General features: G+C 70.1%; 24 protein-coding genes. 15 read left to right on the top strand and 9 right to left on the bottom strand.

Annotated features, from left to right (window positions below; translation table 11 throughout):
• Positions 1-53 precede the first annotated feature (53 nt).
• From RR3_RS03765 to RR3_RS03740, 6 genes are all read left to right on the top strand, one after another.
• Positions 54-1001: an alpha/beta hydrolase gene (locus tag RR3_RS03765; protein WP_010593992.1), complete on the top strand. Its 948-nt coding sequence runs from the start codon at positions 54-56 to the stop codon at positions 999-1001.
• 14 nt (positions 1002-1015) lie between these two features.
• On the top strand, positions 1016-2626 hold the full coding sequence (locus RR3_RS03760; protein WP_017679787.1) for a flavin-containing monooxygenase: 1611 nt from the start codon (positions 1016-1018) through the stop codon (positions 2624-2626).
• A gap of 93 nt (positions 2627-2719) precedes the next feature.
• Complete coding sequence (fgd, locus tag RR3_RS03755; RefSeq protein ID WP_026137550.1) at positions 2720-3733, top strand: glucose-6-phosphate dehydrogenase (coenzyme-F420); 1014 nt, start codon at positions 2720-2722, stop codon at positions 3731-3733.
• 90 nt (positions 3734-3823) lie between these two features.
• The gene (locus tag RR3_RS03750; protein ID WP_017679785.1) at positions 3824-4198 is read left to right on the top strand and encodes a WhiB family transcriptional regulator; all 375 of its coding nucleotides are present in this window, start codon (positions 3824-3826) and stop codon (positions 4196-4198) included.
• Positions 4129-4821, top strand: coding sequence for an AzlC family ABC transporter permease (locus RR3_RS03745; RefSeq protein WP_010596940.1), 693 nt, complete (start codon positions 4129-4131; stop codon positions 4819-4821). Before RR3_RS03750 ends, RR3_RS03745 begins: the two co-directional genes overlap by 70 nt.
• Entirely contained in the window at positions 4814-5143 is a 330-nt protein-coding gene (locus tag RR3_RS03740; protein ID WP_003934551.1) for a branched-chain amino acid transporter permease, read from the top strand. The genes RR3_RS03745 and RR3_RS03740 overlap by 8 nt, the downstream gene beginning before the upstream one ends.
• Here RR3_RS03740 and RR3_RS03735 read toward each other — a convergent pair.
• On the bottom strand, positions 5113-6339 hold the full coding sequence (locus RR3_RS03735; protein WP_064066595.1) for a glycosyltransferase 87 family protein: 1227 nt from the start codon (positions 6337-6339) through the stop codon (positions 5113-5115). The two genes, RR3_RS03740 and RR3_RS03735, sit on opposite strands and share 31 nt — an antisense overlap.
• Before the next feature lie 237 nt (positions 6340-6576).
• Between RR3_RS03735 and RR3_RS03730 the strand changes: the two genes are divergently transcribed.
• The 3 genes from RR3_RS03730 (at position 6577) to RR3_RS03720 (ending at position 9072) form a co-directional block, all read left to right on the top strand.
• The gene (locus RR3_RS03730; protein WP_010596942.1) at positions 6577-6984 is read left to right on the top strand and encodes a helix-turn-helix transcriptional regulator; all 408 of its coding nucleotides are present in this window, start codon (positions 6577-6579) and stop codon (positions 6982-6984) included.
• Between the two features lie 83 nt (positions 6985-7067).
• A complete protein-coding gene (locus tag RR3_RS03725; RefSeq protein WP_017679783.1) occupies positions 7068-7496 on the top strand; it encodes a VOC family protein in 429 nt (142 codons plus the stop codon).
• Between the two features lie 145 nt (positions 7497-7641).
• Positions 7642-9072 carry a glycoside hydrolase family 183 protein gene (locus RR3_RS03720; RefSeq protein WP_072786342.1) on the top strand — a complete coding sequence of 477 codons (1431 nt, stop codon included), beginning with the start codon at positions 7642-7644 and terminating at the stop codon, positions 9070-9072.
• A 77-nt stretch (positions 9073-9149) separates the two neighbouring features.
• Here RR3_RS03720 and RR3_RS03715 read toward each other — a convergent pair whose 3' ends face one another.
• On the bottom strand, positions 9150-9593 hold the full coding sequence (locus RR3_RS03715) for a MarR family winged helix-turn-helix transcriptional regulator (RefSeq protein ID WP_017679781.1): 444 nt from the start codon (positions 9591-9593) through the stop codon (positions 9150-9152).
• Positions 9594-9747: 154 nt separating this feature from the next.
• Here RR3_RS03715 and RR3_RS03710 point away from each other — a divergent pair, with 154 nt between their 5' ends.
• From RR3_RS03710 to RR3_RS03695, 4 genes are all read left to right on the top strand, one after another.
• A complete protein-coding gene (locus RR3_RS03710; RefSeq protein WP_048771466.1) occupies positions 9748-10773 on the top strand; it encodes a substrate-binding domain-containing protein in 1026 nt (341 codons plus the stop codon).
• A gap of 80 nt (positions 10774-10853) precedes the next feature.
• Positions 10854-11492 carry an AmiS/UreI family transporter gene (locus RR3_RS03705; RefSeq protein WP_040271027.1) on the top strand — a complete coding sequence of 213 codons (639 nt, stop codon included), beginning with the start codon at positions 10854-10856 and terminating at the stop codon, positions 11490-11492.
• A 42-nt stretch (positions 11493-11534) separates the two neighbouring features.
• Positions 11535-12572: an aliphatic amidase gene (locus tag RR3_RS03700; RefSeq protein ID WP_017679779.1), complete on the top strand. Its 1038-nt coding sequence runs from the start codon at positions 11535-11537 to the stop codon at positions 12570-12572.
• Positions 12573-12593: 21 nt separating this feature from the next.
• Positions 12594-13670 (top strand): AAA family ATPase, encoded by a 1077-nt coding sequence (locus RR3_RS03695; RefSeq protein WP_064066730.1) that lies wholly within the window; start codon positions 12594-12596, stop codon positions 13668-13670.
• 69 nt (positions 13671-13739) lie between these two features.
• Here RR3_RS03695 and aztD read toward each other — a convergent pair whose 3' ends face one another.
• On the bottom strand, positions 13740-14978 hold the full coding sequence (aztD, locus tag RR3_RS03690) for a zinc metallochaperone AztD (protein ID WP_010596880.1): 1239 nt from the start codon (positions 14976-14978) through the stop codon (positions 13740-13742).
• Positions 14979-15097: 119 nt separating this feature from the next.
• On the opposite strand from aztD, the gene RR3_RS03685 reads away from it, so the two are divergent.
• Entirely contained in the window at positions 15098-16285 is a 1188-nt protein-coding gene (locus RR3_RS03685; protein ID WP_010596881.1) for a DUF8462 domain-containing protein, read from the top strand.
• Here the strand turns inward: RR3_RS03685 and RR3_RS03680 are convergent.
• From RR3_RS03680 to RR3_RS03665, 4 genes are all read right to left on the bottom strand, one after another.
• Entirely contained in the window at positions 16239-16823 is a 585-nt protein-coding gene (locus tag RR3_RS03680; RefSeq protein ID WP_017679776.1) for a sigma-70 family RNA polymerase sigma factor, read from the bottom strand. The genes RR3_RS03685 and RR3_RS03680 overlap by 47 nt on opposite strands.
• 81 nt (positions 16824-16904) lie before the next feature.
• On the bottom strand, positions 16905-17585 hold the full coding sequence (locus tag RR3_RS03675; protein WP_010596883.1) for a nitroreductase: 681 nt from the start codon (positions 17583-17585) through the stop codon (positions 16905-16907).
• A 37-nt stretch (positions 17586-17622) separates the two neighbouring features.
• Entirely contained in the window at positions 17623-19050 is a 1428-nt protein-coding gene (locus RR3_RS03670) for a flavin-containing monooxygenase (RefSeq protein WP_064066726.1), read from the bottom strand.
• Between the two features lie 90 nt (positions 19051-19140).
• Complete coding sequence (locus RR3_RS03665) at positions 19141-20148, bottom strand: NAD(P)H-dependent glycerol-3-phosphate dehydrogenase (protein WP_010596885.1); 1008 nt, start codon at positions 20146-20148, stop codon at positions 19141-19143.
• 196 nt (positions 20149-20344) lie between these two features.
• Here RR3_RS03665 and RR3_RS24815 point away from each other — a divergent pair, with 196 nt between their 5' ends.
• Positions 20345-20515 carry a DUF8730 family Cys-rich protein gene (locus RR3_RS24815; protein ID WP_017679775.1) on the top strand — a complete coding sequence of 57 codons (171 nt, stop codon included), beginning with the start codon at positions 20345-20347 and terminating at the stop codon, positions 20513-20515.
• 33 nt (positions 20516-20548) lie between these two features.
• On the opposite strand, the gene RR3_RS03660 is transcribed toward RR3_RS24815, so the two are convergent.
• Entirely contained in the window at positions 20549-21805 is a 1257-nt protein-coding gene (locus RR3_RS03660) for a benzoate/H(+) symporter BenE family transporter (RefSeq protein WP_040271022.1), read from the bottom strand.
• 8 nt (positions 21806-21813) lie between these two features.
• Positions 21814-24498 carry a helix-turn-helix transcriptional regulator gene (locus tag RR3_RS03655; RefSeq protein ID WP_064066727.1) on the bottom strand — a complete coding sequence of 895 codons (2685 nt, stop codon included), beginning with the start codon at positions 24496-24498 and terminating at the stop codon, positions 21814-21816.

Genomic DNA, 24498 nt, shown 5'->3' with positions numbered 1-24498 from the left:
ATCGGGAGTTGTCGACGTCTGTCGAAACCCATGCCGCACACGAAGGAGATGCCATGGCCCTCGATTCCGCCACCACCGCGTTCCTCACCCAGATGGCCGAGGCAGGCGGCCCTCCGCTGCACGAGATGAGCCCGCAGGAGGCGCGCACGCTGAGCGACGGCTTCATCGAGCTGTGCGGCCCCGGACCGGAGATGGCCCGAGTCGACGACATCACCGTCCCCGGTGCCGACGGACACGAGGTGCCGGTTCGCGTGCTGGTCCCGACCGGCGACGCCCGCGGCGTGATCGTCTACCTGCACGGCGGCGGCTGGGTGGTCGGCAGCCTCGACGGCTACGACACGCTGGGACGGCAGCTCGCCGAACGCACCGGTTGCGCCGTCGCCCTCGTCGACTACCGCCTGGCCCCCGAGCATCTGTTCCCCGCCGCCGCCGACGACGCCTGGGCCGCGTTGCAGTGGCTCGCGGCGAACCGGGCCACCTACGCGGCCGCGGACGCCCCGCTGATCGTGGGCGGTGACAGCGCCGGCGGCAACCTCGCAGCGGTGGTCGCGCAGCGCGCCGTCCGGGAGAACGGTCCCGAACTCGCCCTGCAGTTCCTCGCCTACCCCGTCATCGACTGCGACTTCGACACACCCAGCTACCTCGATCCCGCGAACGAGCTCATGCTCACCCGCGACGCGATGGTGTGGTTCTGGGACCTGTACGTGCCCGAGGCGGAGGACCGCACCCGCTGGGAGGTCGCCCCGATCAACGCCGAATCGCTGACCGGTGTCGCGCCGGCCGCGGTGCTGCTCGCCGAGCACGACGTTCTGCACGACGAGGGCCGCAAGTACGCCGAGGCGCTCCGCTCGGCGGGGATCCCTGTGCGCGAGAAGGTGTTCACCGGACAGATGCACGGCTTCTTCCAGTTCGTGAACGTCCTGCCGGGCGCCAAGGACGGCATGGACTACGTCGTCGAAGCGGTCGAGGACGTGCTCGCCGGCGCGGACATCGCCCGATGAGGACGGAGGCCGGCATGGGATTCGAGAAGGCGGCAGAGGAATTCGACGCGATCGTGGTGGGTGCCGGATTCTCCGGCATCTACATGGTGCATCGGCTGCGGGAGATGGGACTGACGGTCCGCGCCTTCGAGGCGGCCGAGGGCGTCGGCGGCACCTGGTTCTGGAACCGGTACCCCGGGGCTCGATGCGACTGCATCAGCATGGAATACGCCTACACGTTCTCGCCCGAGCTCATCGACGAGTGGGAGTGGACCGAGCGCTATCCCGCGCAGCCGGAGATCCTGCGCTACCTGAACTTCGCCGCGGACCGGCTGGATGTGAAGAAGCACTTCCGGTTCCGGACGCGGGTCGACTCGGCTCGGTTCGACGACCACACCGACCGGTGGACGATCACCACCGACTCCGGAGACGTCGCCGTCGCCAAGTACTTCGTCACCGCGGTCGGCTGTCTGTCCACGTCGCAGACGCCGGATTTCCCGGGCCTGGCGAACTTCCGCGGCGCGACGTACCACACGGCCGACTGGCCCAGTGAGGGCGTCGACTTCACCGGCAAGCGCGTCGGGGTGATCGGCACCGGTTCGTCCGGCGTCCAGGTGATCCCGCTCGTCGCCGAGCAGGCCGAGAAGCTGACCGTGTTCCAGCGGACGCCGGCGTTCAGCCTCGACTGTGGCAACCGTCCCCTCACCGAGGACGAGAAGCGGGAGTTCAAGGAGAACATCGAGACCTTCAAGGCGACCTCGAAGACCACACCGTCGGGCCAGTACACCGACACCCTCGAGGTCAGCGCGCTCGATCACTCCCCGGAGGAGCGGTGGGCGACCTACGAGGAGCGGTGGAACCGGCACCGGGCGATCGACCTCATCGCCGCCTACCCCGACCTGTTCACCAATCGGGAGGCCAACGAGACCATCGCGGAGTTCTTCCGCAGCAAGATCCGTGCTGTGGTGCAGGACCCCGAGCTCGCCGAACGCTTGTCGCCGCGGACCCATCCACTCGGCGCCAAGCGGATCACGCTGGACACCAACTACTTCCAGACCTACAACAGGGACAATGTCGAGCTCGTGTCGCTGCGCGAGGCGCCGCTCGAGGAGTTCACGGACAAGGGAATCCGGGCCGGGGGCGTGGAGCACGAGCTCGACGCGGTGGTCCTCGCCACCGGGTTCGACGCGATCACCGGTCCGCTGCTGAAGATGGACATCTCCGGCGTGGGCGGGCAGACGCTGCAGGAGAAGTGGCAGGACGGCCCCGTCACGTACCTCGGAATCGCCGTCGACGGGTTCCCGAACATGTTCATGCTCACCGGCCCCGGCAGTCCGAACGTGCTCACCAACGTGGTGTGCGCGATCGAACAGCACGTGGAGTGGACCGCCGACTGCATCGAACGACTCGAGCAGCGCGGCGCCCGCCGGTTCGAGGCGCTCGAACCGTACACGCACGACTGGACCGACCTGAACAACGAACTGGCGAAGGGCACGCTCTACCCCGAAGGCAACTCGTGGTACACGGGCGCCAACGTGCCGGGCAAGCCGCAGGTGATCATGTCCTACGTCGGTGGGCTCAACACCTACCGTGACATCTGCGACGACGTCGCAGCCGACGGCTATCGCGGTTTCGCCATCAAGTAACGGGAAACGACAACGGCAGGACGTGCATTCGCGGCTGCACGCCGCGGCGCGTCCTGCCGCCGTTTCCGAGGTTCCGACGACGAGGAGTTCGTGGTGTCGCAGGGTCTGAAGTTGGGGTACAAGGCGTCGGCGGAGCAGTTCGGGCCGCGGGAGCTGGTGGAGCTGGCGGTGCTGGCGGAGGAGCGGGGGATGGATTCGGCGACGGTGTCGGATCATTTCCAGCCGTGGCGGCACAGCGGGGGGCATGCGCCGTTCTCGTTGGCGTGGATGACCGCGGTGGGCGAGCGCACGTCGCGGTTGCAGCTGGGCACGAGTGTGTTGACGCCGACGTTCCGGTACAACCCGGCGGTGATCGCGCAGGCGTTCGCGACGATGGGGTGTCTGTATCCGGGGCGGGTCATGCTGGGGGTGGGCACGGGGGAGGCGCTCAACGAGATCGCCACCGGGTACGAAGGCCAGTGGCCGGAGTTCAAGGAACGCTTCGCGCGGTTGCGCGAGTCGGTGCGGCTGATGCGGGCGTTGTGGACGGGGGAGCGGGTCGATTTCGAGGGCGAGTTCTACGCCGCGAAGGGGGCGTCGATCTACGACGTGCCCGAGGGCGGGGTTCCGGTGTACATCGCGGCGGGCGGTCCGGTGGTGGCGCGGTATGCGGGCCGGGCGGGGGACGGGTTCATCTGCACCTCGGGCAAGGGCATGGAGCTCTACACCGAGAAGCTGTTGCCGGCGGTGGCGGAGGGCGCCGCGAAGGCCGACCGGGACGTGGCGGGGATCGACAAGATGATCGAGATCAAGATTTCCTACGACACCGATCCGGAGCGGGCGTTGGAGAACTGCCGGTTCTGGGCGCCGCTCTCGCTCACGCCGGAGCAGAAGCATTCGATCGACGATCCGATCGAGATGGAGGCGGCTGCCGATGCGTTGCCGATCGAGCAGGTGGCCAGGCGGTGGATCGTGGCGTCGGATCCGGACGAGGCGGTCGAGCAGGTCGGGGCGTATGTGAAGGCCGGGCTCAATCATCTGGTGTTCCATGCGCCGGGGCACGATCAGCGGCGGTTTCTGGAGTTGTTCGAGCGTGATCTGGCGCCGCGCCTGCGTGCGTTGGCCTGACGCGGCTGACGCCGCCGGTGTGCCTTTTGGGCTGCCCTGACCGCCCAAAAGGCATACCGGCGGCGGAGCCGCCTGACGAAGGGAGAACCTATGCCCGCGCCCAAGCTGTTGACCCTGCCCCCGGCGATCACGGAGTCCTGGGACTGGCAGCTGCAGGCCGCCTGCCGGGACGCCGACGCCGCGACGTTCTTCCATCCGGAGAACGAGCGCGGGGAGGCACGCACCGACCGCGTCCGCGCCGCGAAGCGAATCTGCCAGTCCTGTCCCGTGCTGACCCAGTGTCTCCGGCACGCCCTCGAGGCCGGGGAGCGGCACGGCATCTGGGGCGGGATGTCGGAAGAGGAGCGCCGCATCCTGCTGCGCCGGGCGAGCAGGTCACCCCATAGCCTGGAGCCATGGCAGATGGCCGTCTCTCCGAGATCCGCACGGGTGTCCGCGACTCCTGGGCAGTCGGTCTCGGCCTGATCCCGCTCGGCCTCGCGTTCGGGGTCGTGCTCACGCAGGCAGGTTTCGACTGGTGGTGGGCGCCCGTCTTTTCGACGGTGATCTACGCGGGCTCGATGGAGTTCCTCGCCGTCGGCCTGATCGGTGCGGTGACCCCGGTGGCGTCGATCGCGGCGGCGACCCTGCTGGTGAACTTCCGGCACGTGTTCTACGGACTGTCCTTTCCGCTGGAGAAGATCCGCAGCCGGCTCGGGCGGGCGTACGGCGTCTACGCCCTCACGGACGAGACCTACGCCATCGTCGCCACCAAGCGTCGCGACGAGCTGACCGGCGCGCGGATGCTCGCGGTCGCGGCGACGTGCCAGTTGCTGTGGGTCGCGTCCGGGACCGCGGGCGCCCTGGTCGGTGCGGCGCTGCCCGCGGGATTGTCGGGTCTGGAGTTCGCCCTCACGGCGTTGTTCGCCGTGCTCGCGCTCGACGCATTCCGTCTCGGGCGCGACCTGCCGGCGTCGGCCGCCGCGCTGGTGTGCGGCCTCGTCGGGGTGACCGTGTCGAAGGACGGCATGCTGGTGATCTCGCTGGGCCTGTTCGTCGCGTATCTGCTGCTGCGGTTCGTCTACCGCAACAAGGTGGCCCGTGCCTGAGTCGGTACCGGGCGCCGGCTACGTCGTCGGTGCCCTGATCGCGATGTTCGTCGTCACCGTGGGTCTGCGGGCGGTCCCGTTCGCCGCGCTCGCCCGGCTGCGGGAGTCGGACGTGGTGGGCTACCTCGGCGGCGCGATGCCGGCCGGGGTGATGGTCATCCTGGTGATGTACACGCTGCGCGACGTCGGTCCGGCGACGTGGCTACCGGCGGTGCTGGGCCTCGCCGGAACCGTCGCGGTGCACCTGTGGCGGCGGAGCGCGGCGCTGAGCACCGTCGCCGGAACCGCGATCTACGTCCTGGCCGGGGCGTTCTGGAGCTGAGCGGCGCGAGCGCCGGCCGGTGCCGGAACCGTGCCGGGACGGCGGGACCGGGCCGCGACGGCCACCGCGACGAGCACCACGAGTCCGGTGACGCACTGGGCGTTGCCGAGAGTCTGCTGGATGGCCGACTCGACCCAGCCGTGCGTGGAGGTGTCCTCGAGCAGGTAGTTGGGCCCGACGAGGAAGACCAGCGCGGCCGGCAGCAGCACGGGCCACCACGAGCGGTACCGCGGAGCCAGCGCGACCGCGACGAGCAGCACGCTGTAGGCCCAGTGATGCGTCACCGCGATGGGCGCCGCGAGCAGGGTCGCGAGCGCGATCACCCCGAGCGCGACGACGTGCTCGCCCGATCGGGTGAAGCGGTGGGCGGCCCACAGCGCCCCGAGGACGACGAGTGCGACGCCCGCGAGCCAGGCGGCGGTGTAGGCGTGCCCCTCGACGCCCAGCCGGGCAAGCAGGCCGCTGAGCGCCTGATTGCGGAAGAAGTCCTGGTCCCCGGCCCGGTCGGTGGCCCAGGCCTCGGTGGTCCAGAAGTACACGGAGGACTCCGGGCGGAGCCAGTACGCGAAGCCCGCCACGGCGAGGAACGCACCGAAGGCGCGCGCCGCCGACGGCATGTCCCGCCGGAGCAGGAACAGCACACCGAACGCGGCCGGGGTCACCTTGATCGCGGCGGCGAGGGCGATCCCGACGCCGCGGAACCGCTGCGGGATCACGCCGAGGACGTCGGCGACGACGAGGGCCATGAGGAGGATGTTGATCTGCCCGAACAGGAAGTTGGAGCGGATGGGCTCGAGCCAGAGCGCCACGCCCAGTCCGGCGGTCGCGACCAGGTTCGCGCGACGGACGTCCATGTGCTCGAGCGAGACCTTCAGCACCCACCACACCAGGCCGATCAGGCCTGCGGTCCACAGCACCTGCATCAATGTCGCGTTCAGCAGGGGCAGCGGGGCGAAGAGGAACGCCGCGAACGGCGGATAGATGAAGCGGAAGCCCGAACTGGTGTGGAAGCCCTCGGTGTAGAGGGGGGTGTGGTGCAGGAACGCCCACCCCGCGTCGCGGAAGACCGACAGGTCCATCAGGTATCCGGTGACAGCGTTCTCGAGGTGGATGCCTGCGACCACGGCCGACACGAGCAGCCCTGCCCCCACGAGCAGCGAGTACCCGGGCCGGGCTCGAACTTCGGACAGCAGCACGGACGATCACCTCCGCTTGTCGGGACAGGAACCTCCCGGATACGTTACACAATCGTTGCCTTCGGGGCCGGATACGCGGGTTGCCCGGTCTCCCAGCACGTTTCCGGCCGCTTTGTCCTGTTCGGGCAGTTTCGGCGTGTGTCGTGTATCACGACGTCGTGACGAAATCGCGGTCTCTACCCCGTCGCCTAGACACGGACAGAAATTCCTGTCGTGGGGCGCTGCGACACTGGCCGCATGCCGCGCCGCGTGCCCGAGGAGCTCCTGCCGCATCTGCGCCGCGCCCGTGATCTCGCGGACCGGGAGTACGCGCGACCTCTCGACCTCACCGGGCTCGCCGCCGCCGCGGGGGTCTCGAAGTACCACTTCCTGCGTTGCTTCACCGCCGTGTACGGCAAGACGCCCGGCGTCCACCTCACCGAACGCCGCATCGAGCGGGCGCAGGACCTGCTGCGCGCGACGAATCTGACCGTGACGGAGATCTGTCACCTCGTCGGGTACAGCAGCCTCGGGTCGTTCAGCACCAGGTTCCGTCAGCTGGTCGGGGTCACCCCCAGCGAGTACCAGGCCGCCTTCGCCGAGTCCGGGGCGCCGCGCATCCCGGGCTGCTGGGTGTTCATGCACGGCCTGAGCGACCTCCGCTGAACTGCGCAATTTCGGAGAAGCTCGCACCGTGCCCGTCGCTCTACGGTCGAGACGTGCCACATCACCGATCCGGAGGACACGCCATGATCGCGAACATCTCCCTGGTGACCCTCTATGTCACCGATCAGGACGCGGCGAAGAAGTTCTACCTCGACACGCTGGGGTTCGTGGAAACCGCCGACGTGGCGATGGGTGAGGGCTTCCGCTGGGTGACCGTCGCGCACCCGGACCACCCGGAACTCGAGGTGACGCTGATGGTGCCCGGCCCACCCCTGAACCCGGAGATGGCCGGGGCCGTTCGTCGCGCGCTGGCCGACGGCACCATGGGCGGCTTCGGGCTCCGCACCACGGACTGCCGCGCAGCGTACGAGGAGCTCACGGCCAGGGGCGTCGAGTTCACCCAGCCGCCGTCCGAGCGTCCCTACGGGGTCGAGGCGGTGTTCCGGGACAACTCGGGCAACTGGCTCGTGCTGGTGGAACCCCGTGAGTACACGCCCGGCGACTTCCGTTGATTCGGAATTCTTCGCTTCTCTCGGGATTTTCCGAGACAGGGATATAAAGCCGCAGATCCGCGTGCGACGCCACCGCGCCGCGCCGGCGGTACCCTCCTGTGCGGCGCCGGTCCGTCCGGCGCCGTGACGCACGGGAGGGGAACCCATGAGGTGGCAGGCGTCGGCGATCGCCCTGCTCGTGGCGGTGCTGGCGGCGACGCCGGCCCGCGCCGACGAGCCCGCGACGGACGGGGTACCGGGGAGCGGACCGTGTGCCGGCGACACGTGGCGGCACGAGTCGCTGGTCCCGAAGGATCTCGACATTCCGGTGCCGTATCCGGTGATCACCACCGTGCCGTATCCGGCGCCGGAACCGGACCCGGTACGGATCGATCCACCGCCGTTGCCGGTCGATCCGTGCACCGATCCGTGCCCGGACCTGACCGACGAGCCGGCCCATCCGGATCCGGTCTTCCCCCGGATCGCCCTGAAGCCCAGCCCCTTCCACCTCGGCATTCCGGTGCCCGGGGAGGGTGCCGCGCCGCCGCCACCGCCGGCGCCCGAGACCCCGCCGATCGAGCCCGCCCCGCGGGTCCCCGCCCCTCCGGCTCCGCGCGTCGTCGAGGTCGCCACCGTGGCGAAGCAGACCGGTGCCGGGTCCGTCAACCGGACGGACAAGCGCTGGCAGGTGTACGGCACCGATCTCGGCCTCATGTGGGAGTCGGAGCCAGGCCGGATCGCCGTCGCGTTCGGCGACACCGTCGGCCGGGGCTTCCATCCGCCGGGCGGGCAGGGCGGCGACTGGCGCAGCAACGTGCTGGCCTTCTCCACCGACCGGGACCTGACGGACGGGATGAACTTCGACTCGATGATCCAGGACTCGCGATGCCACGCCGCGGAGATCCTCGGCAGCCGCAAGCTCGACAACGTCGAGATCACCACGATCCCGACGTCGGGATTCGCGATCGGCGGCCGCCAGTACCTGACGTACATGTCCATCCGGACGTGGAACAGCATCCCCGGCACGTGGTGGACCAACCACGGGGGCGTCGCGTACTCGGACGACGGTGGTTCCACCTGGGTCGAGGATCCGCATGCGAAGTGGGACAACATCTTCGGCGTCACCAACTTTCAGGTGGCCGCGGCGGTGCCGGCGCACGGCTACGTGTACCTGTTCGGCACCCCCAACACCCGGCTCGGCGCGGTGGCGCTGGCCCGGGTGCCCGAGGGCCGGGTGCTCGAGCCGCGCGCTTACCAGTACTGGCGCGACGGGAACTGGACCCCCGTCGGCGGATACACCGCGGCGACGCCCGTCGTGCACGGCCCCGCCGGGGAGTTGTCCGTGCGCTACGACGCCGTCGCGGACCGCTGGCAGATGACGTACCTCGACACCGCCGAGGCCGCGATCGTCGTGCGGGAGGCGGAGTCGCCCCAGGGGGTGTGGTCGGAGAGCGCGCGGCTGGTCGGGGTGGAGCAGCACCCCGAGCTGTACGGCGGGTTCATGCATCCGTGGTCGACGGACGAGGACCTGTACTTCATGCTCTCGACGTGGTCGGACTACAACACCTTCCTGCTGCGGGCGAGACTCGACCGTTGAACCACGCGCACATGCGCCCGGACCGAATGTCACACCGGTTCGATGTCATCGAACCCATGTGACATTCGGCCACGAGGTTAGCGGCCGGCGGCCTCCTCCAACGCGGCGAGGACCGGGTGCACGTGATCGGGCAGGCCGTCGGGGAGCGGTCCCGGCCATGCCTGCTCGACGTCGCGAACGGACGCGGAGAGGCGGTCGAAGAGCTTCTTGCCCCGCACGCTCAGATAGACCCGGGTCTTCCGGCGATCGTGGGCATCGACCTCGCGGTATACCGCCGCAACGGAGACCAGGCGGTCGACGACCCGAGTGAGTGTCGGCGCCGGGGTCCGGGTCCGATCGCGCAGTTCGGCCATCGTCAGTCCCGGCCGGACCGCGAGTGCCTCGAGTACGAGGAAGTGGTCCATGTTGAGCTCGTCGGACGAGAGGACGGTCTCGATCGACTGTGCGGCGAGGCGTGCGGCGAGGACGAGCGCGGTCGTCGCAGATGCTTCCATCGAGGTGGCAACACCCTTGTCCGACATGACAGCCCCCGAGCTATTGCATAGTTCGCGCCTCGCCAATAATACTTCCAAGTGAAATGATAGCCTACGTGCGGGTCGTGGCCCGCGGTGCCGTGAGGGCATCGACGTGAGCGCGGTGCTCGATCGTGCACGCGCGTCACAGTGGCGCGTGGCCATGGTCGTGCCGCTGCAGGGGCCGGCCGGTCTGTTCGGCCCGTCCTGCGAAGCGGTGAGCGAGTTGGCGGCGCGCGACCTGAATTCGTCGGGCGGCGTCCTCGGTCGCGAGGTCTGTGTCCAGATCGTGGACGGAGGCGGCGACCCCCGGCGGATCGCCACCGAGATTCGTCGTCTCGTGTCCACTCGTGCGATCGATGCGGTCAGCGGCTGGCACATCTCGTCCGTGCGTCATGCCATCGCCCCGGTGGTGACCGGCCGCGTTCCGTACGCCTACACCTCCCTCTACGAGGGAGGTGAGAGCCGAGGCGGCGTCTACTGCTGCGGCGAAACCCCCGCGCAGCAGATCGCGCCTGCGCTGAAATGGCTGCGGGAGAACGTAGGGACGCGGCGCTGGTTCGTCGTCGGGGACGACTACGTATGGCCCCGCGGTTCCCTCGGCGCGATACGCATGTACGCGCACGAGTTCGACCTGCAGATCGTCGGCGAGTCGTTCGTCGACCTCGGGCGCGCCGACATGAGACATGTCGTGGACGCGGTCGCGGCTTCCCGGTGCGACGGGGTGGTGATGCTCCTCGTCGGCCAGGATGCCGTCGAGTTCAACCGGGCCTTCGCGCGGCGAGGACTCGCCGACCGGGTCGTCCGATTCAGCCCTCTCATGGAAGAGAACATGCTGCTTGCGAGTGGGCCGGCGGCGACGAAGAACCTCTACGTCGCCGCCGCCTACTTCCGTTCCCTGGTCGGCGCCGACTCGATGGATCTGCTCACCGGGTACGTAGCGATGCACGGACCGCACGCGCCCGCGCTGAACAATGCCGCCGAGTCCTGCTACGAAGGCATGAACACCTTGGCCAGTCTCGTGGCCCGCGCCGGAACGGCGGATACGGCCGATCTCGACGACGTGGTGGACGGGACTGCGTTCGACGGACCGCGAGGCCCGGTCGAGTTCCGAAACGGAGTGGCTCGACAGAGGATTCACCTGTCCATCGCTGACGGCGTCGACTTCGAGATCCTCACGTCGTTCTGACGAACACTCGTTGACATGTGTGGCGCGGGCCACTACTTTCATTCGAAACAGTTTCATTTGGAAGTAAGGCGAGGTGTCCGGTGGGCAATGTCGGTTTGCTGTACGTGGGAGCGGTCCTCCTCGTCAACGGGTTGACGCTCCTCTCCGTCGTACCTGTCAGGTCGGCTGCAGTGTTGAACCTGTTCGTCGGCGCACTGCAGTGCGTCATACCTACCGCCCTGCTGATCCAGGCCCAGGGGGACACGGCGGACGTTCTGGCCGCATCCGGCCTATACCTGTTCGGGTTCACCTATCTGTACGTGGGAATCGTGAACCTGGCCGGACTCGAGCCGCAGGGCATCGGATGGTTCTCCGGCTTCGTCGCGGTCGCCGCCCTCGTCTACTCGGCGTTGTCGTTCACCGTCGTCGGCGACCCCGTCTTCGGGGTCATCTGGCTCTCGTGGGCGTTCCTGTGGGCGTTGTTCTTCCTGGTCCTCGCTCTCGGGTTCGACGGACTCACCCGATTCACGGGATGGGTCGCGATCCTCCTCAGCCAGCCGACATGTACCGTCCCGGCGTTCCTCGCCTTGACCGGCAGCCTCCACGCCACCGCGTTCACCGCGGCCGGGTGGGCGTCGGTCCTCGCCGTCCTCGTGGGGATCGCCGCTGCGCTCGGCTTCCCTGCATCCGCTCGTCCCGACGAAAAGCCTTCCCCCCAATACGGTCCCGTCCACAACTGAGCCCGGCGACCGCGCCGGGCGAACTCGAAGAAGGAGCACGATATGCGACACGGAGACATCTCCTCCAGCAGCGACACCGTCGGCGTGGCGGTGGTCAACTACAAGATGCCGCGCCTGCACGACAAGGCCGGGGTGCTCGACAACGCACGACGCATCGCCGACATGATGATCGGGATGAAGTCGGGTCTGCCCGGACTCGACCTGGTGGTGTTCCCCGAGTACTCGACGCAAGGAATCATGTACGACGAGCAGGAGATGTACGCGACTGCAGCGACCATCCCCGGCGACGAAACGGCGATCTTCTCGGCGGCGTGCCGGGAGGCCGACACGTGGGGCGTCTTCTCGATCACCGGTGAGCAGCACGAAGACCACCCGGCCAAGCCGCCGTACAACACCCTGATCCTGGTGAACAATCGGGGCGACATCGTCCAGAAGTACCGCAAGATCCTGCCCTGGTGCCCGATCGAGGGCTGGTACCCGGGGGACACCACGCACGTCACCGACGGTCCCAAGGGACTGAAGATCTCCCTGATCATCTGCGACGACGGCAACTACCCGGAGATCTGGCGTGACTGCGCGATGAAGGGCGCCGAACTGATCGTGCGTTGCCAGGGCTACATGTACCCCGCGAAAGACCAGCAGGTGCTGATGTCGAAGGCGATGGCGTGGGCGAACAACTGCTACGTCGCCGTCGCGAACGCCGCCGGGTTCGACGGTGTCTACTCCTATTTCGGGCACTCGGCGATCATCGGATTCGACGGACGCACCCTCGGGGAGACCGGGGAAGAGGAGTACGGCATCCAGTATGCCCAGCTGTCGGTCTCGGCCATCCGCGACGCTCGCGAGAACGACCAGTCGCAGAACCACCTCTTCAAGCTGCTGCACCGCGGCTACTCCGGTGTCCACGCGGCCGGCGACGGAGACAAGGGGGTCGCGGACTGCCCGTTCGAGTTCTACAAGCTGTGGGTGACCGATGCTCGGAAGGCGCAGGAACGTGTCGAGGCCATCACGAGAGATACAGTGGGAGTGGCCGACTGCCGAGTCGGTTCGCTGCCCGTCGAAGAGACCGCCGAGGCGTAGCCGCGGATGCCGGGAGCCCAGATGCCCTATCTCACCGACATGTTCCACGACCAGAATCGCACCCGGGTGAAGGTCGCGGAACCGGCCGACGCCCCAGCGGACGAGGGGGATCCGACGATGCTGTCGCACAGGCTCAACGCCTGCATCGTCGGGCAACGGCCCGCGATCGACGCGGTCGTCCGCGCCGTGTCGCTGGCACGGGTCGGCGCGCACGACCCGACACGTCCCCTCGCCAACATCCTCCTCGTCGGACCCACCGGCGTCGGCAAGACCGAACTCGTCCGTCGAGTCGCGGCGGAGCTGCGGTCCGGACCCGACGACATGTGCCGGATCGACATGAACACGCTCGCCCAAGAGCACTACGCCGCCTCATTCTCCGGAGCGCCACCCGGGTACGCAGGCAGCAAGGAGTCGTTCACGCTGTTCGACAGGAGCAGGATCGAAGGCGACCCGTACACCCCGGGAATCGTGCTCTTCGACGAGGTGGAGAAGGCGGATACCACCGTTCTGAGGGCGCTCCTGCAGATCCTCGACCACGGGGAACTGCGGCTCGCCAACGGCCAGCAGACGATCTCGTTCCGCAACAGCTACGTGTTCCTCACGTCGAACCTCGGATCCCGCGAGGTGGCACGAAGACGACGCGCCCCGTGGGCGCGGTTGGCTCGCCGCGCCGGATGGGGGCCACGGTCGGAGCGCAGCCGCGTCGTCGTTCGGAACGCGGTGGAACGGTTCTTCGATCCCGAGTTCTTCAACCGCCTCGACGACACGGTGGTGCTGAACGAGTTCGACGACCGGACGGCTGAGGAACTGACGCGCCGGGAGATCGAGATCGTCACACGCCGGCTCGCCCGCCGAGCGATCGCGGTCGACATCGGATCCGACGTCGTCGCCCTCGTCTGCGCCCGTGGATTCGACCCGGTCTACGGAGCACGAGGACTTCGGCGCACCATCCGAAACCTGGTGACCGAACCGATAGCAGCGGCGGTGCTCGAGCATCGGCCGCACGGTTCCACCCGACTGACCTTGTCGGTCACCGCCGGCGACGGCGGGATCCGGGTGACCCGCCGAGCCGCGCCCGGTCACCCTGAACCCTCCTGATTCCCGGACCGAATGTCACACCGGTTCGATGTCATCGAACCGGTGTGACATTCGGCCAGAGCCGCGAGGCTAGGTGCCGGTGATCTCGTCGGGGGTCTGCGGCAGGGACGCGGTCCGCACCTGGGCGGAGTCGAGATCGACCGCGTGCAGCGCGTTGCTCGCCGGGTCCGTGACGTAGGCGGTGTGACCCTGCACGTACAGGGCCGGGCGCGGCGACTGCCACTCGTCGGGTTCGGTCCACGGGGCGAGGACGTCGATGCGCCGGACCGCCGCGCCGCTGTTCTGGTCGATCACGTGCAGCGCGCCGTCGGTGCCCAGGACGAGTGCCTCACCGTGGGGGCCGCGCCCGAGCGAGCGGAACGTGTAGCTGGTGCCGAGATCGACGAGCCGCAGCTCGCCGGTGCGCGTATCGGTGAGCGAAATACGCTGGGGTCGTTCGAGTTCTGCGTCCGGATCGCTCTTGTAGTCGCCGAGAACGACGGGGGATTCCTCGGATCCGGCCTGGTTGCCGATCCGGCCGTACGGGTCCGGCGAGGTGACCTTGGTGATCGTGCCGTCACGGTAGACGAGCAGGCCGTCCTCGCAGCCCAGCACGACGGTCTCGTCGGCGGCGACGGCCTCGCCGTGCACGCCGGGGCACTGCTCGTTGCGGGTGACCTCCCGGCGTTCGGCGTCGAGCACGGCGATGCCGGTGCGGGACTCGCTGTCGCCGAGGGTGACGATCAGGCTGCCGTCGGCCAGCGCGACCGCCACGCCGTGGTGCGCTTCCGGAGTGGTGTACGTGTCGGTCCGGGGCTTGCCGTCGGCGAGCCCCGCGGGGTCGAGGATGTCGATGCGGCCGGTGCCGTCGTCGAAGAGCACGGTCCGGCCCGCGTGCCGGACGACGTGCCCGGGCTTGGTGGCGGCGAACTCGACGTCGGTGAGTGCCGGAGTGCCCGCGTAGTGGTGCGCGTGGTCGCCGTGGGGTTCGGACCAGCTGCCGGTGTCGAGGACGCGGAAGCCGCCGGCGGTGGAGACGAACACGTGCCGGCCGTCGCCGGCGGGATTGAGTCGGTTGAATCCGTCGAGCGGCAGATCGGCGACGACGTCGAGGTCGTTCGCGTCGAGGACGAGGACGCCCCCGTCGTAGGTGAGGGCGAGCCGGGGCTCGGCGGCGGCGACTTCGGCGGGCGCGGCCGAGGTGGTGGCGGGCGCGGCGGTGTCGTCGGCGGTGGAGGTGGCGCAGCCGGCCAGGAGCGCGGTGGCGCAGCCGGCCAGGAGCACGGTGGCCAGCCCTGCGGTGAGCGCGAGGCTTCGGGAGGACGTCATGCCGGAACATCTACGCCTTATTGCAAACGAATGTCAAAGTCTATTATGCGAATGCCTGCATCCGCGACACGCGGCGGCAGGAGGGAGGCGTCCGTACGCGACGCCGTTACCATCGACCGATGGACCCGGTCCGCAACCCGTACGCTCCCGGCGCGGGGCAGCGTCCGCCCGAGCTCGCCGGCCGGGCGAAGCAGCTCGACGCCTTCGACGTGGTGCTCGAACGGATCGCCCGCGGCCGACCCGAACGCAGCGTCGTGCTCACCGGGCTGCGCGGCGTCGGCAAGACGGTCCTGCTCAATCAGCTTCGCTCCGCGGCGATCTCGCGGAGCTGGGGCACCGGCAAGATCGAGGCCCGGCCCGATCAGGACCTGCGCAGGCCGCTGTCGTCGGCGCTGCACATGGCCGTGCGTGAGATCGCTCCGGCCCACCCGCACCCCGAATCGGTCGAGTACTTCCTCGGCGTGCTGAAGTCGTTCGCGTTGCGGGCGACCGCGGACAAGGGCATGCGCGAACGGTGGCAGCCCGGCATCGACGCCCCCGCCGTCAAGGGGCGCGCCGACACCGGGGACCTCGAGATCGATCTCGTCGAGCTGCTGATCGACGCCTCCGGGCTCGCCCGCGACGTGGGGGTGGGCATCGCGCTGTTCGTCGACGAGATGCAGGACCTCGGCGCGGGGGACATCTCCGCGATCTGCGGGGCGTGTCACGAACTGAGCCAGGACGCCGCGCCCCTCATCGTGGTCGGCGCCGGCCTGCCCCACCTCCCGGCGGTGCTGTCCGCGTCGAAGAGCTACTCGGAGCGGCTGTTCAGCTACCACCGGATCGACCGGCTCGACCGCGGCTCCGCCGACGTCGCGCTCCTCGCGCCGGCCGAGCGCGAGGGCGTGACCTTCACGGCCGAAGCGCTCGACGCGCTCTACGAGACCGCCGACGGATACCCCTACTTCGTCCAGGCCTACGGCAAGGCGACGTGGGACGTCGCGGCGACGACCCCCATCACTGCCGACGACGTGCGGGTCGGCGCGCCCGCCGCCGAGGAGGAACTGGCCGTCGGGTTCTTCGGCTCCCGGTACGAACGCGCCACGCCCGCCGAGCGCGAGTACATGCGCGCGATGGCCGACCTCTCCGGCGACGACGGTCCCGTCGCGACGTCCAAGATCGCAGCCGAACTCGGTCGCAAGCCGGCGTCGCTGTCGCCCGCGCGCGACGGACTCATCAAGAAGGGGCTCATCTATTCCGCCGAGCGGGGCTTCATCGGATTCACCGTGCCGCACTTCGGACGGTATCTGCGCGCTCAGCACGACTGAGCTGCAGTCGGATTCGCTGCAGGGCCCGGTGCTGGGCGATGCGGACCGCGCCGACCGACGTGCCGAGCAGCGCGGCGGTGCGTTCGGCGCTGTAGCCCTGCAGGATCCGCAGCTGCACCACGCGGCGCTGCTGCTCCGGCAGCAGTGCGAGTTGCCGGCGGACCGCGGACCGCAGTTCCTCGTCGAGGACGCCCTCCTCCGGTCCGGGGCCGGCGACGTCGTGCAGCGGTGTCACGGTGCGCGCGGCCTTGCGCCGGACGTCCGCGACCTTGTGCGTGGCGATGCCGAAGGCGAAGCGCAGCAGCGACGCACCGCGATCCTGGTAGCGCGGGAGCGCCCGGGTCAGGGCGAGGCACACCTCCTGGGCGACGTCCTCGGCGGGGGTGTGCGCGCGGGTCCCCTCGTCCATGCGTGCGGCGCAGAAGTTCAGCACATGGGGGCGAACGGAACTCACCACCACGCCGACGGCGTGCGGTTCACCGGCGACGGCGCGCGGTACCCATCGGCGGAGCAGTTCCTCGGTTTCGATGCGGTGCACGGGGTGTCCTCTCGGGCGGTGGAAGGTGGGGAGTTCCACCATCCGTCGCCCGGGCGCCCCGGGCCAGGACCCCTGGGGTGGTTACTCCTCCACCCACCGCACGGTGTCGTCCAGGCTCGCCCGGTCGGTGCGGCAGGTGTTGGCGGGGTGGCTCTCGTCGGCGTATCCGAAGGAGATCGCGCACACGATGTCGCGCTCGGTGGAAATGCCGAGTTCGCGGCGGACGGCGCCGGCGGTCATCGCGACGGCGGCCTGCGGGACGGCGGCGATGCCGAGGGCCTGCGCGGCGAGGAGCAGGGTGGCGACGTACCCACCGCAGTCGACCGCGCCGTAGGTGCCGAGGGCCTTGTCGGTCGTGACGATCGCGACGTGCGGGGCTCCGAAGAAGCGGTAGTTCTCGAGCATCTGCTCGGTGCGGCGGGCGTAGTCGTCGCGGGCGATGCCGAGGCTGTTGTAGAGGGCGTAACCGGCGCCGCGGCGACGCTCGGCGTACACCCCGCGGTACTCGGCGGGGCCGGGGATGTCCGGGTCGAGCCGACCGGAGGCCGCCTGCTCGTACACCGCGCTCCGTAGCCGCTCGACGGCGTCCCCGCCGACCAGGACGACCTCCCACGGCTGGGAGTTGCACCAGGACGGGGTGCGCTGCGCCATGCGCAGCATCGTCTCGATGTCCTCGCGGGGTACCGGTTTGGACAGGAACGCCCGGCAGGAATAGCGGGTGTCGAGCAGTGCCGAGAGCGAGGCGCCGTGGTCGATCGTCATGTGACCAGGGTCGCACAGGCACCTGTATAGCGCTCGTTCAGGCCCGTCGTGCGGGACCGGCGGTGAGGTAGTTCTCCCGGTCGAACCGCCGGGTCCGGAGCCGGTATCCCCAGGACGAGGCCGGCCACAGCGACCGGTTGACCTCGCCGCGGTCCAGGTACCAGCTCCGGCACCCGCTGGTCCACACGGTGCCCGACGAGCGTCGGCGCATCTCGTCGGCGAACTCCCGCTGCGCGGCGGCCCGCACCTCGAGAGCGGCGCCCTCCCGGTCGGCGGCGTCCATCGCGGCGGCGACGTAGCGGAGCTGGCTCTCGATCATGAACAGCAGCGAGGTGTGGCCGATCCCGGTGTTGGGACCGCCGAGCAGGAACGCGTTGGGGAACCCGGCCACGGTCGTGCCCAGGTGCGCCGACGCGCCGTCGCGGCCCCACCGCTCGAGCAGGGTGCGGCCGTCGCGACCGACCACCGGCAGGCCCGCGAGGGCGGCGGAGACCCGGAATCCGGTCGCGTACACCAGGACGTCGACCGCGTGGTCCCGGCCGTCGGCGGTGCGCACGCCGTGCGGGCGCAGTTCCGCGATCGAGCTGGTGACCACCGTGCTGGAGTCCCGGGCGAGTGCGGGATAGTAGCTGTCGGAGAACAGGATTCGCTTGCAGCCGATCCGGTGCCGCGGGGTCAGGACGCGACGCAGGTCCGGGTCGGGCACCTGCCGGTGCAGGTGCCGCAGCGCCCGGGACTCGAGGCGGGTGAGCCGACGGCCGGACCCGGTGAGCGCGGGGACGAGCGCTTCGCCGCGCCAGTACTCGACCGTCCGGCGCGCCCGGTGCGGCAGCGGCAGGCGCTGTTCGCGGCGCGGCAGCACCCAGGCGGGCGTGCGCTGGAACAGGGTGAGGTGGTCGGCGACGTCCGCGAGATGCGGAATCACCTGGGCGGCGCTCGCGCCGGTCCCGATCACGCCCACGCGCCGCCCGGGGAGGTGGGCGTCGTGGTCCCACCGGGCGGTGTGGAAGGCGGGGCCGCCGAAGGAGCCGTCGAGGCGGGGGACCTGCGGGACGTTCAGGGCGCCGGTGGCCAGGACGAGGAATCGGGCCGCGTAGTCCGGGCCGCGGTCGGTGCGCACGTGCCAGCGGCCCGTCGTCTCGTCCCACCGGCATCCGACGGCGGCCGTGCGGTACACGATCCCGTCGGCGAGTCCGTTCTCTGCGGCGAACGCGTGCAGGTGCGCGAGGATCTCGGGCTGGGTCGCGCGGCCGCGGGCCCAGGCGGCCTGGGGTGCGGACGAGTACGAGTACAGGGCGGGATGGATGTCGCACTCGCACCCCGGGTAGGTGTTGTCGCGCCAAGTCCCGCCGAGGGCGCCGTCGCGTTCGAGGACGAGGACGTCGCGTCCGCGTTGCCGCAGGTGTGCGGCGGCACCGAGCCCGGCGAAGCCGGCTCCGACCACGAGTGCTTCGGCTTCGATCACTTGAACAGTGTGCAAGTTGCGGGTTCACCAGGCAAATCGGGAAGTATTTCGCCTTCTTGCTCGTGTCCGAGAGTGCCGGATATTTCCCGATCAGACCACGTCCTCCTCGTTGCCCGGGGTGACGCGGCGCAGTCCCCGGTACGCGTCGGCGGGGGAGCGGCGGCCGGCCACGACGGCCTCGACCTCGGCGGCGATGGGCATCTCCACGTCGTACTCGCGCGCGAGTTCCATCACCGTCGGGGCGGTCTTCACGCCCTCCGCGACCTGGCCCAGCCGGGCCACCGCCTCGTCGAGGGTGAGTCCGCTCGCGAGGGCCTCGCCGATCCGGCGGTTGCGCGACGCGGGGCTCGTGCACGTCGCGATCAGGTCGCCCATCCCGGTCAGGCCTGCGAACGTCCGCGGGTTGGCTCCCATCACCTCGCCGAGCCGGGTCATCTCGGCGAGCCCCCGGGTGAGCACCATCGCCCGGGTGTTGTCGCCGACCCGCAGCCCCTCGGCCATGCCTGCCGCGATCGCGACGATGTTCTTGAGGACCCCGCCCAGTTCGCAGCCGAGGACGTCGGTGTTGCGGTACACGCGGAAGACCTTCGAGGCGAACAGCGGTTGCAGGGCCGCCGCGACGCGTTCGTCCGCGGTGGCCACCACGGCGGCCGCCGCCATCCCGTCGGCAACCTCTCCGGCGATGTTCGGCCCGGCCAGCAGTCCCACCGGGTGACCGGGCAGGCATTCGCCGATCACCTCGGTCGGTCGCAGGCGGGTGCCCGGTTCGAGTCCCTTCGCCAGCGAGAGGATCGGCACCCAGGCCCGCACCTCGTTCGAGATCTCGGCGAGGGTGGTGCGGACGGCGTGGGACGGCACCCCGACCACCAGCACGTCGGCCTCGTGCGCGGCCTCGAGGAGGTCCGAGGTGGCGCGAAGGTTGGCCGGCAGGGTTCGCTCGCCGAGGTACCGGGTGTTGCGGTGCTCCTCGTCGATCTCCCGGGCGGTGTCCGGGTTGCGGGACCAGAGCAGGGTCGGGGTGTTGCGAGCCGACAGTCCTGCGACGGTGGTACCCCACGAACCGGAACCGAGGACGACGACGCGAACCGGACGTGCCATGGGTTGTGGATCCTGTCTGCGCGGAGGGACGGTACGGCCTCAGGGTGTCAGTTCGCCCGTCCCGGCGCCGGATTTTCGCGGTTTGCCCGTCCTCTGTCGCCGTCGTCCCGCATGTGCGCATGCGCACACTGGCATGATTCATACCCCAGGGGGTATATTGACGGCAGATTCCGATCATCCCCCGAGGAGGACGCCCATGTGTTACCCCGTCACCTGCTCCAAGTGCGGAAAGACCGGCTGGGGCGGCTGCGGCCAGCACGTCGACAGCGTGATGAAGTCCGTAGCGGTCACCGAGCGGTGCACCTGCGACCAGGACTCCGCTCCCGAGGCGAAGTCCGGCTTCCTCTCCTCGCTGTTCGGTCGCTGAGGGCCGGCGGGTGCGTTCGCGCACCCGCCGGTGTCACCGGGTCCAGTCGTCCCGCTCGAGCAGCCGCGACACGAGCACCCCGGCCACCAGCCCCCAGAACGCCGCACCGATGTTCCAGAACGTCACGTTCGCGGCCGTGACGACGAACGCCACCAGCGCCCCCATCGTGTACTTCGAGGCGAACGCCGTCACGAACGCGCCCTGCAACGCCCGCAGCATCGCCAGACCCCCGAGGGTCGCGACGAACGCTGCCGGCGCGGCCGTCATCCACCGCACGAACAGCGGCGCGAACAACCCGAACACGATCGAGTACAGCCCGAAGCACACGGCCGCCGTGTACTGGCGGCTCCGCTCCCCGGACGCGGTGAGCAGCGCGTTCGTCGGGCCGGTCAGGCACGTCGACACCGCACCCACGCAGGCCGCGCCCAGCGACCACACCCCGCACGCGATCGTGGTGACGTTGATCGGAGGCCGGTGCCCGGCCGCCGTGAGCACGGCGATGCCCTGCCCGTTCTGCACCACCAGCACGGTGATCGCCAGGGGAATCACCAACTCCAGCAACGCCGTCCAGGTGAACACCGGTGCGGTGAAGACTGGCGACGCGAAGATGCCCGATCCGCCCGGGGCGGGCGAGAAGCGCCCCGACGCGGACACCGCCACCGCCCCGGCGATCAGCGCCCCCAGGATCGGTGGCAACCACCGGCCGATCCGCCCGAACGCGCTCAACGCCAGGAACGTCAGCACCATGGGCGCCGCGATCGCGACGTCCGCGCCGAGCGCGGCCACCAGGTCCACGCCGAACTTCAGGAAGACGCCCGCCACCATCGCCATGACGATCGGCATCGGCAGCGCCTCCATCACCCGTCGCACCAGTCCGGACGCCCCCAGCACCAGCACCAGCAGGCCGGTGACCAGGAACGCGCCGATCACCTCCGGCCAGGACAGGTGCCCCAGCGATCCGCCGACGAGGATCGTGCCCGGAATCGTCCAGGCGAAGCCGAGAGGCTGCCGGTAGGCGACGCTCATTGCGATCGTCAGCACCCCGTTGAGAACGAAGATCCCGAAGATCCACGACGCGAGTTCGGCCGCGCCGAGCCCACCGGCCGCTCCCGCCGCGAGGACGACCGCGACCGGGCCCGTCGACGAGAACACCAGGCCGATCACGCCGTTCGCCGCGTACTCGACGCCGAGATCCCGCAGCACCCGGCGCGGCCGGGTGAGGGGCCGGGCAGGCCGCTCGAGCAGATCGGTATCGCCGGGGGCAGTGGTCTTCTCGTCGACTGCTGTCATTCGCTTCCTCACTCCTCCTCACGGAACCGGGCGGCGAGCTCGCTGCGCGAACGGATGCCGAGCTTCGCGTAGACCCGGGTCAGGTGGTACTGCACCGTCTTCACCGACAGGAACAGCTCACCCGCCACGTCTTTGTTGGTGTTGCCCGCGGCCACCAGCGCGGCGACCGCCTTCTCCTGCGGCGTCAACGCCGCCAGATCCATGTGCGACCGGCGCGTACCGTCGCCGCTCGCCTTCAACCCACCGGCCTTGAGCTCGCGGTCGCAGCGCTGCACGTACGCCGTCGCGCCGAGCGTCGCATACAGTTCCCGGGCGGTGCGCATCACCGCGTCCGCCTCCCGTCGCCGCCCGGCCCGCCGCAGCGTCTGGCCGTACGCGAAGTTCACCCGTGCCCGGTCGTACGGCAACGACAACGTCGCCAGGTTCTCGAGCGCCGCTTCGAAGGTCTCGCGTGCGGCGTCGATGTCCCCGCGCGCCCCGTGGATCCGTCCGCGCACGTATCCGAGCCGCGCCCGGGCGGACAGGTGCCCCCGCGAGCCGGCCAGGTCCTCGAACGGACGGAGGAATTCGTCGGCCTCGTCGACGCGTCCGGTCATCACGAGGGCATTCGCATACAGGTCCGGCCACGGCCAGAAACCCGGCTCCACCAACGCCTGTCGTCGATGCGCGGTGAGCGGCGCGAGGTGCCGCAGGACGCCGTCGTAGTCGGCGGCGACCTCGGCGCACTGGGCGGCCGCGAGGCAGGCCGGGACTACCATGACGGCGTAGTCGGTGGCGCCCGCGCGGCCACGTCGCAGGTGCTCGCGGGCCAGAGTCCAGTCGCCCCGCAGGGCATGCACCTGGGCACCCGTCCAATGCACCAGTGGCCGAAGCAGATCCAGGCCCGCGGTGTCGAGCTGTGCGGCGGCGCGGTCGACCGTGCGGACGGCGTCGTCCCAGGCGCCGAGCGCGAACTCGGTGCGGGCCAGCCACGCCTGCGCCCACAGCGAGATCCGGATCGATCCCCCGCGGAAGACCGTCGGTTCCGCACTCTCCAGTTCCGCTCGGGCCCGCTCCGGCTCGTCGAGCGCGAGCGCCAGCCAGCCCTCCGCCATGCGGATGCGCTGGCCCTGGGCGCCCAGCCGCACGCTCTCCGGCAGCGCGGCGTACGAGGCGCGGGCCTCGTCGACGTGGCCGGTCATGGCCAGGCCGAGCCCCCGGATCGCGGCCGACTCGACGGCGGCGGGCGTGTCCGCGGCGACGAGGGACGACGCACGGTCGGCCCATTCGACGAGGCCTGCCCCGTCGAGCCGGGCCAGCGAGTGCAGCACCATGCGCTGGCAGATCATCGCCCCCAGGTCCGGGTCCCGGGCCGGGTCCGGGAGCAGTTGCCATGCGCGGCCGAGGAGTTGGGCGGCCTCGTCCTGCCGCCCACGCTGAATGGCGAGATAGCCGAGCACCACGTCGCGCATGGAACCGTCGGGCGCGGTCTCGACGGCCGGAACGAACGTCAGCGCCTGGGGCAGGTCCGCCGCGCCGGTGAGCGCGTCGACACCGCGGATCAGCCGCTGCGCGCGCTGGTCGCGGTCGGGGCTGATGCCGCTCGCGACGATCAGCGCCTCGGCGGCATCCGACCAGGCGCCGACGGCGGCGCGGCGCCGGCCGTACCGGTCGAGGCGGTCTGCGAGGTCCGCGTCGGCGGTGGCGGTGGCGGACACCAGATGGGTGAGCGCGGCCCCCTCGTCGTCGACCAGTTCGGCGGCGCGGGCGTTGAGGTCGCGCCAGCGGGCGGGACCGATGTCGTCGGCGACGGCGGCGCGGGTCATCGGATCCGGGAAGACGAGGGTGACCGTGCCGCGCTGTTCGCGCCGGCGCAGCACTCCGGCGGTGTGTGCGGCGTCGAGCGCCGCGGTCGGGTCCGCCAGCCCGGCCAGTGCCGCCGCCTGGGTCAGGGTGCATTCCGGGCCGAGGACGGCCGCCGCCTCCACGAGGGCCCGGGTCTCGGCGGGGCAGCGGTCCAGCGTGCGGCGCACGGCACCCGCTCGTTCCTGCGGGGCCGGGAACCGGGCCTGCCAGTGCTGCCACTGGTCACGGGGGATCTCGTCGAGCAACTGCAGAACCGGACGGGGGGTGCCGTGGGTGTGCTCGAACAGCCGCCGCGCGGTCCACGGTGACAGGTCCACCCCGATGCGGGCGAGGGCGAGCTGGGCGATGTCCTGCGGCCCGAGCGGTCCCACGTGCACGGAGACGGCACGGTGATGGTCGAGCACCTGCCGGGTGCTGTCCGGGATCGTGTCCGGCAGCGGGTCCACGATCACCAGCAGGACGAGCAACTGCCTGCCGTGCGCCCGGCGGACGGCCGACGACAGGGCTTGCAGCGACTCGGAATCGGACCAGTGGGCGTCGTCGACGACGAGGACGGTGGGATCGTTCACCAGGGACAACAACTCGTGCGCCACCTCCACCGGATCACGTCCGGTGGCGGGGGCCTGCAGCAGTTGCTCGACGGTGCTCCACGCGCGCCGCGCCTCCCACGGGACACCCGCGGACGTGCGCACCTGCCAGTCGTCGAGCAGCTCGGTGAATCGTTGCACCAGAGCGGACTTGCCGATACCCGGCGGACCCTCGACGAGGGCGAGCACGGGTGAACCGGCTCGCGCCTCGCCGAGGTGACGGTCGAGCTCGGAGAGCTCCCGGGTACGTCCGACCAACAT

This window comes from Rhodococcus ruber NBRC 15591 (assembly GCF_001894945.1).
Lineage (GTDB): Bacteria > Actinomycetota > Actinomycetes > Mycobacteriales > Mycobacteriaceae > Rhodococcus > Rhodococcus ruber.
The sequence above is the reverse complement of the archived record's forward strand: the minus strand, read 5'-3'. Positions and strand labels throughout refer to the sequence as shown.

What these genes read in the sequence shown, in the direction of transcription:
- RR3_RS03765 (WP_010593992.1), top strand. Translation starts at nt 54, where the DNA reads ATGGCCCTCGATTCCGCCACCACCGCGTTCCTCACCCAGATGGCCGAG.
- RR3_RS03760 (WP_017679787.1), top strand. Translation starts at nt 1,016, where the DNA reads ATGGGATTCGAGAAGGCGGCAGAGGAATTCGACGCGATCGTGGTGGGT.
- RR3_RS03750 (WP_017679785.1), top strand. Translation starts at nt 3,824, where the DNA reads ATGCCCGCGCCCAAGCTGTTGACCCTGCCCCCGGCGATCACGGAGTCC.
- RR3_RS03745 (WP_010596940.1), top strand. Translation starts at nt 4,129, where the DNA reads ATGGCAGATGGCCGTCTCTCCGAGATCCGCACGGGTGTCCGCGACTCC.
- RR3_RS03730 (WP_010596942.1), top strand. Translation starts at nt 6,577, where the DNA reads ATGCCGCGCCGCGTGCCCGAGGAGCTCCTGCCGCATCTGCGCCGCGCC.
- RR3_RS03725 (WP_017679783.1), top strand. Translation starts at nt 7,068, where the DNA reads ATGATCGCGAACATCTCCCTGGTGACCCTCTATGTCACCGATCAGGAC.
- RR3_RS03720 (WP_072786342.1), top strand. Translation starts at nt 7,642, where the DNA reads ATGAGGTGGCAGGCGTCGGCGATCGCCCTGCTCGTGGCGGTGCTGGCG.
- RR3_RS03715 (WP_017679781.1), bottom strand. Translation starts at nt 9,593, where the DNA reads ATGTCGGACAAGGGTGTTGCCACCTCGATGGAAGCATCTGCGACGACC.
- RR3_RS03710 (WP_048771466.1), top strand. Translation starts at nt 9,748, where the DNA reads ATGGTCGTGCCGCTGCAGGGGCCGGCCGGTCTGTTCGGCCCGTCCTGC.
- RR3_RS03700 (WP_017679779.1), top strand. Translation starts at nt 11,535, where the DNA reads ATGCGACACGGAGACATCTCCTCCAGCAGCGACACCGTCGGCGTGGCG.
- RR3_RS03695 (WP_064066730.1), top strand. Translation starts at nt 12,594, where the DNA reads ATGCCCTATCTCACCGACATGTTCCACGACCAGAATCGCACCCGGGTG.
- aztD (WP_010596880.1), bottom strand. Translation starts at nt 14,978, where the DNA reads ATGACGTCCTCCCGAAGCCTCGCGCTCACCGCAGGGCTGGCCACCGTG.
- RR3_RS03685 (WP_010596881.1), top strand. Translation starts at nt 15,098, where the DNA reads ATGGACCCGGTCCGCAACCCGTACGCTCCCGGCGCGGGGCAGCGTCCG.
- RR3_RS03675 (WP_010596883.1), bottom strand. Translation starts at nt 17,585, where the DNA reads ATGACGATCGACCACGGCGCCTCGCTCTCGGCACTGCTCGACACCCGC.
- RR3_RS03665 (WP_010596885.1), bottom strand. Translation starts at nt 20,148, where the DNA reads ATGGCACGTCCGGTTCGCGTCGTCGTCCTCGGTTCCGGTTCGTGGGGT.
- RR3_RS24815 (WP_017679775.1), top strand. Translation starts at nt 20,345, where the DNA reads ATGTGTTACCCCGTCACCTGCTCCAAGTGCGGAAAGACCGGCTGGGGC.
- RR3_RS03660 (WP_040271022.1), bottom strand. Translation starts at nt 21,805, where the DNA reads ATGACAGCAGTCGACGAGAAGACCACTGCCCCCGGCGATACCGATCTG.
- RR3_RS03655 (WP_064066727.1), bottom strand. Translation starts at nt 24,498, where the DNA reads ATGTTGGTCGGACGTACCCGGGAGCTCTCCGAGCTCGACCGTCACCTC.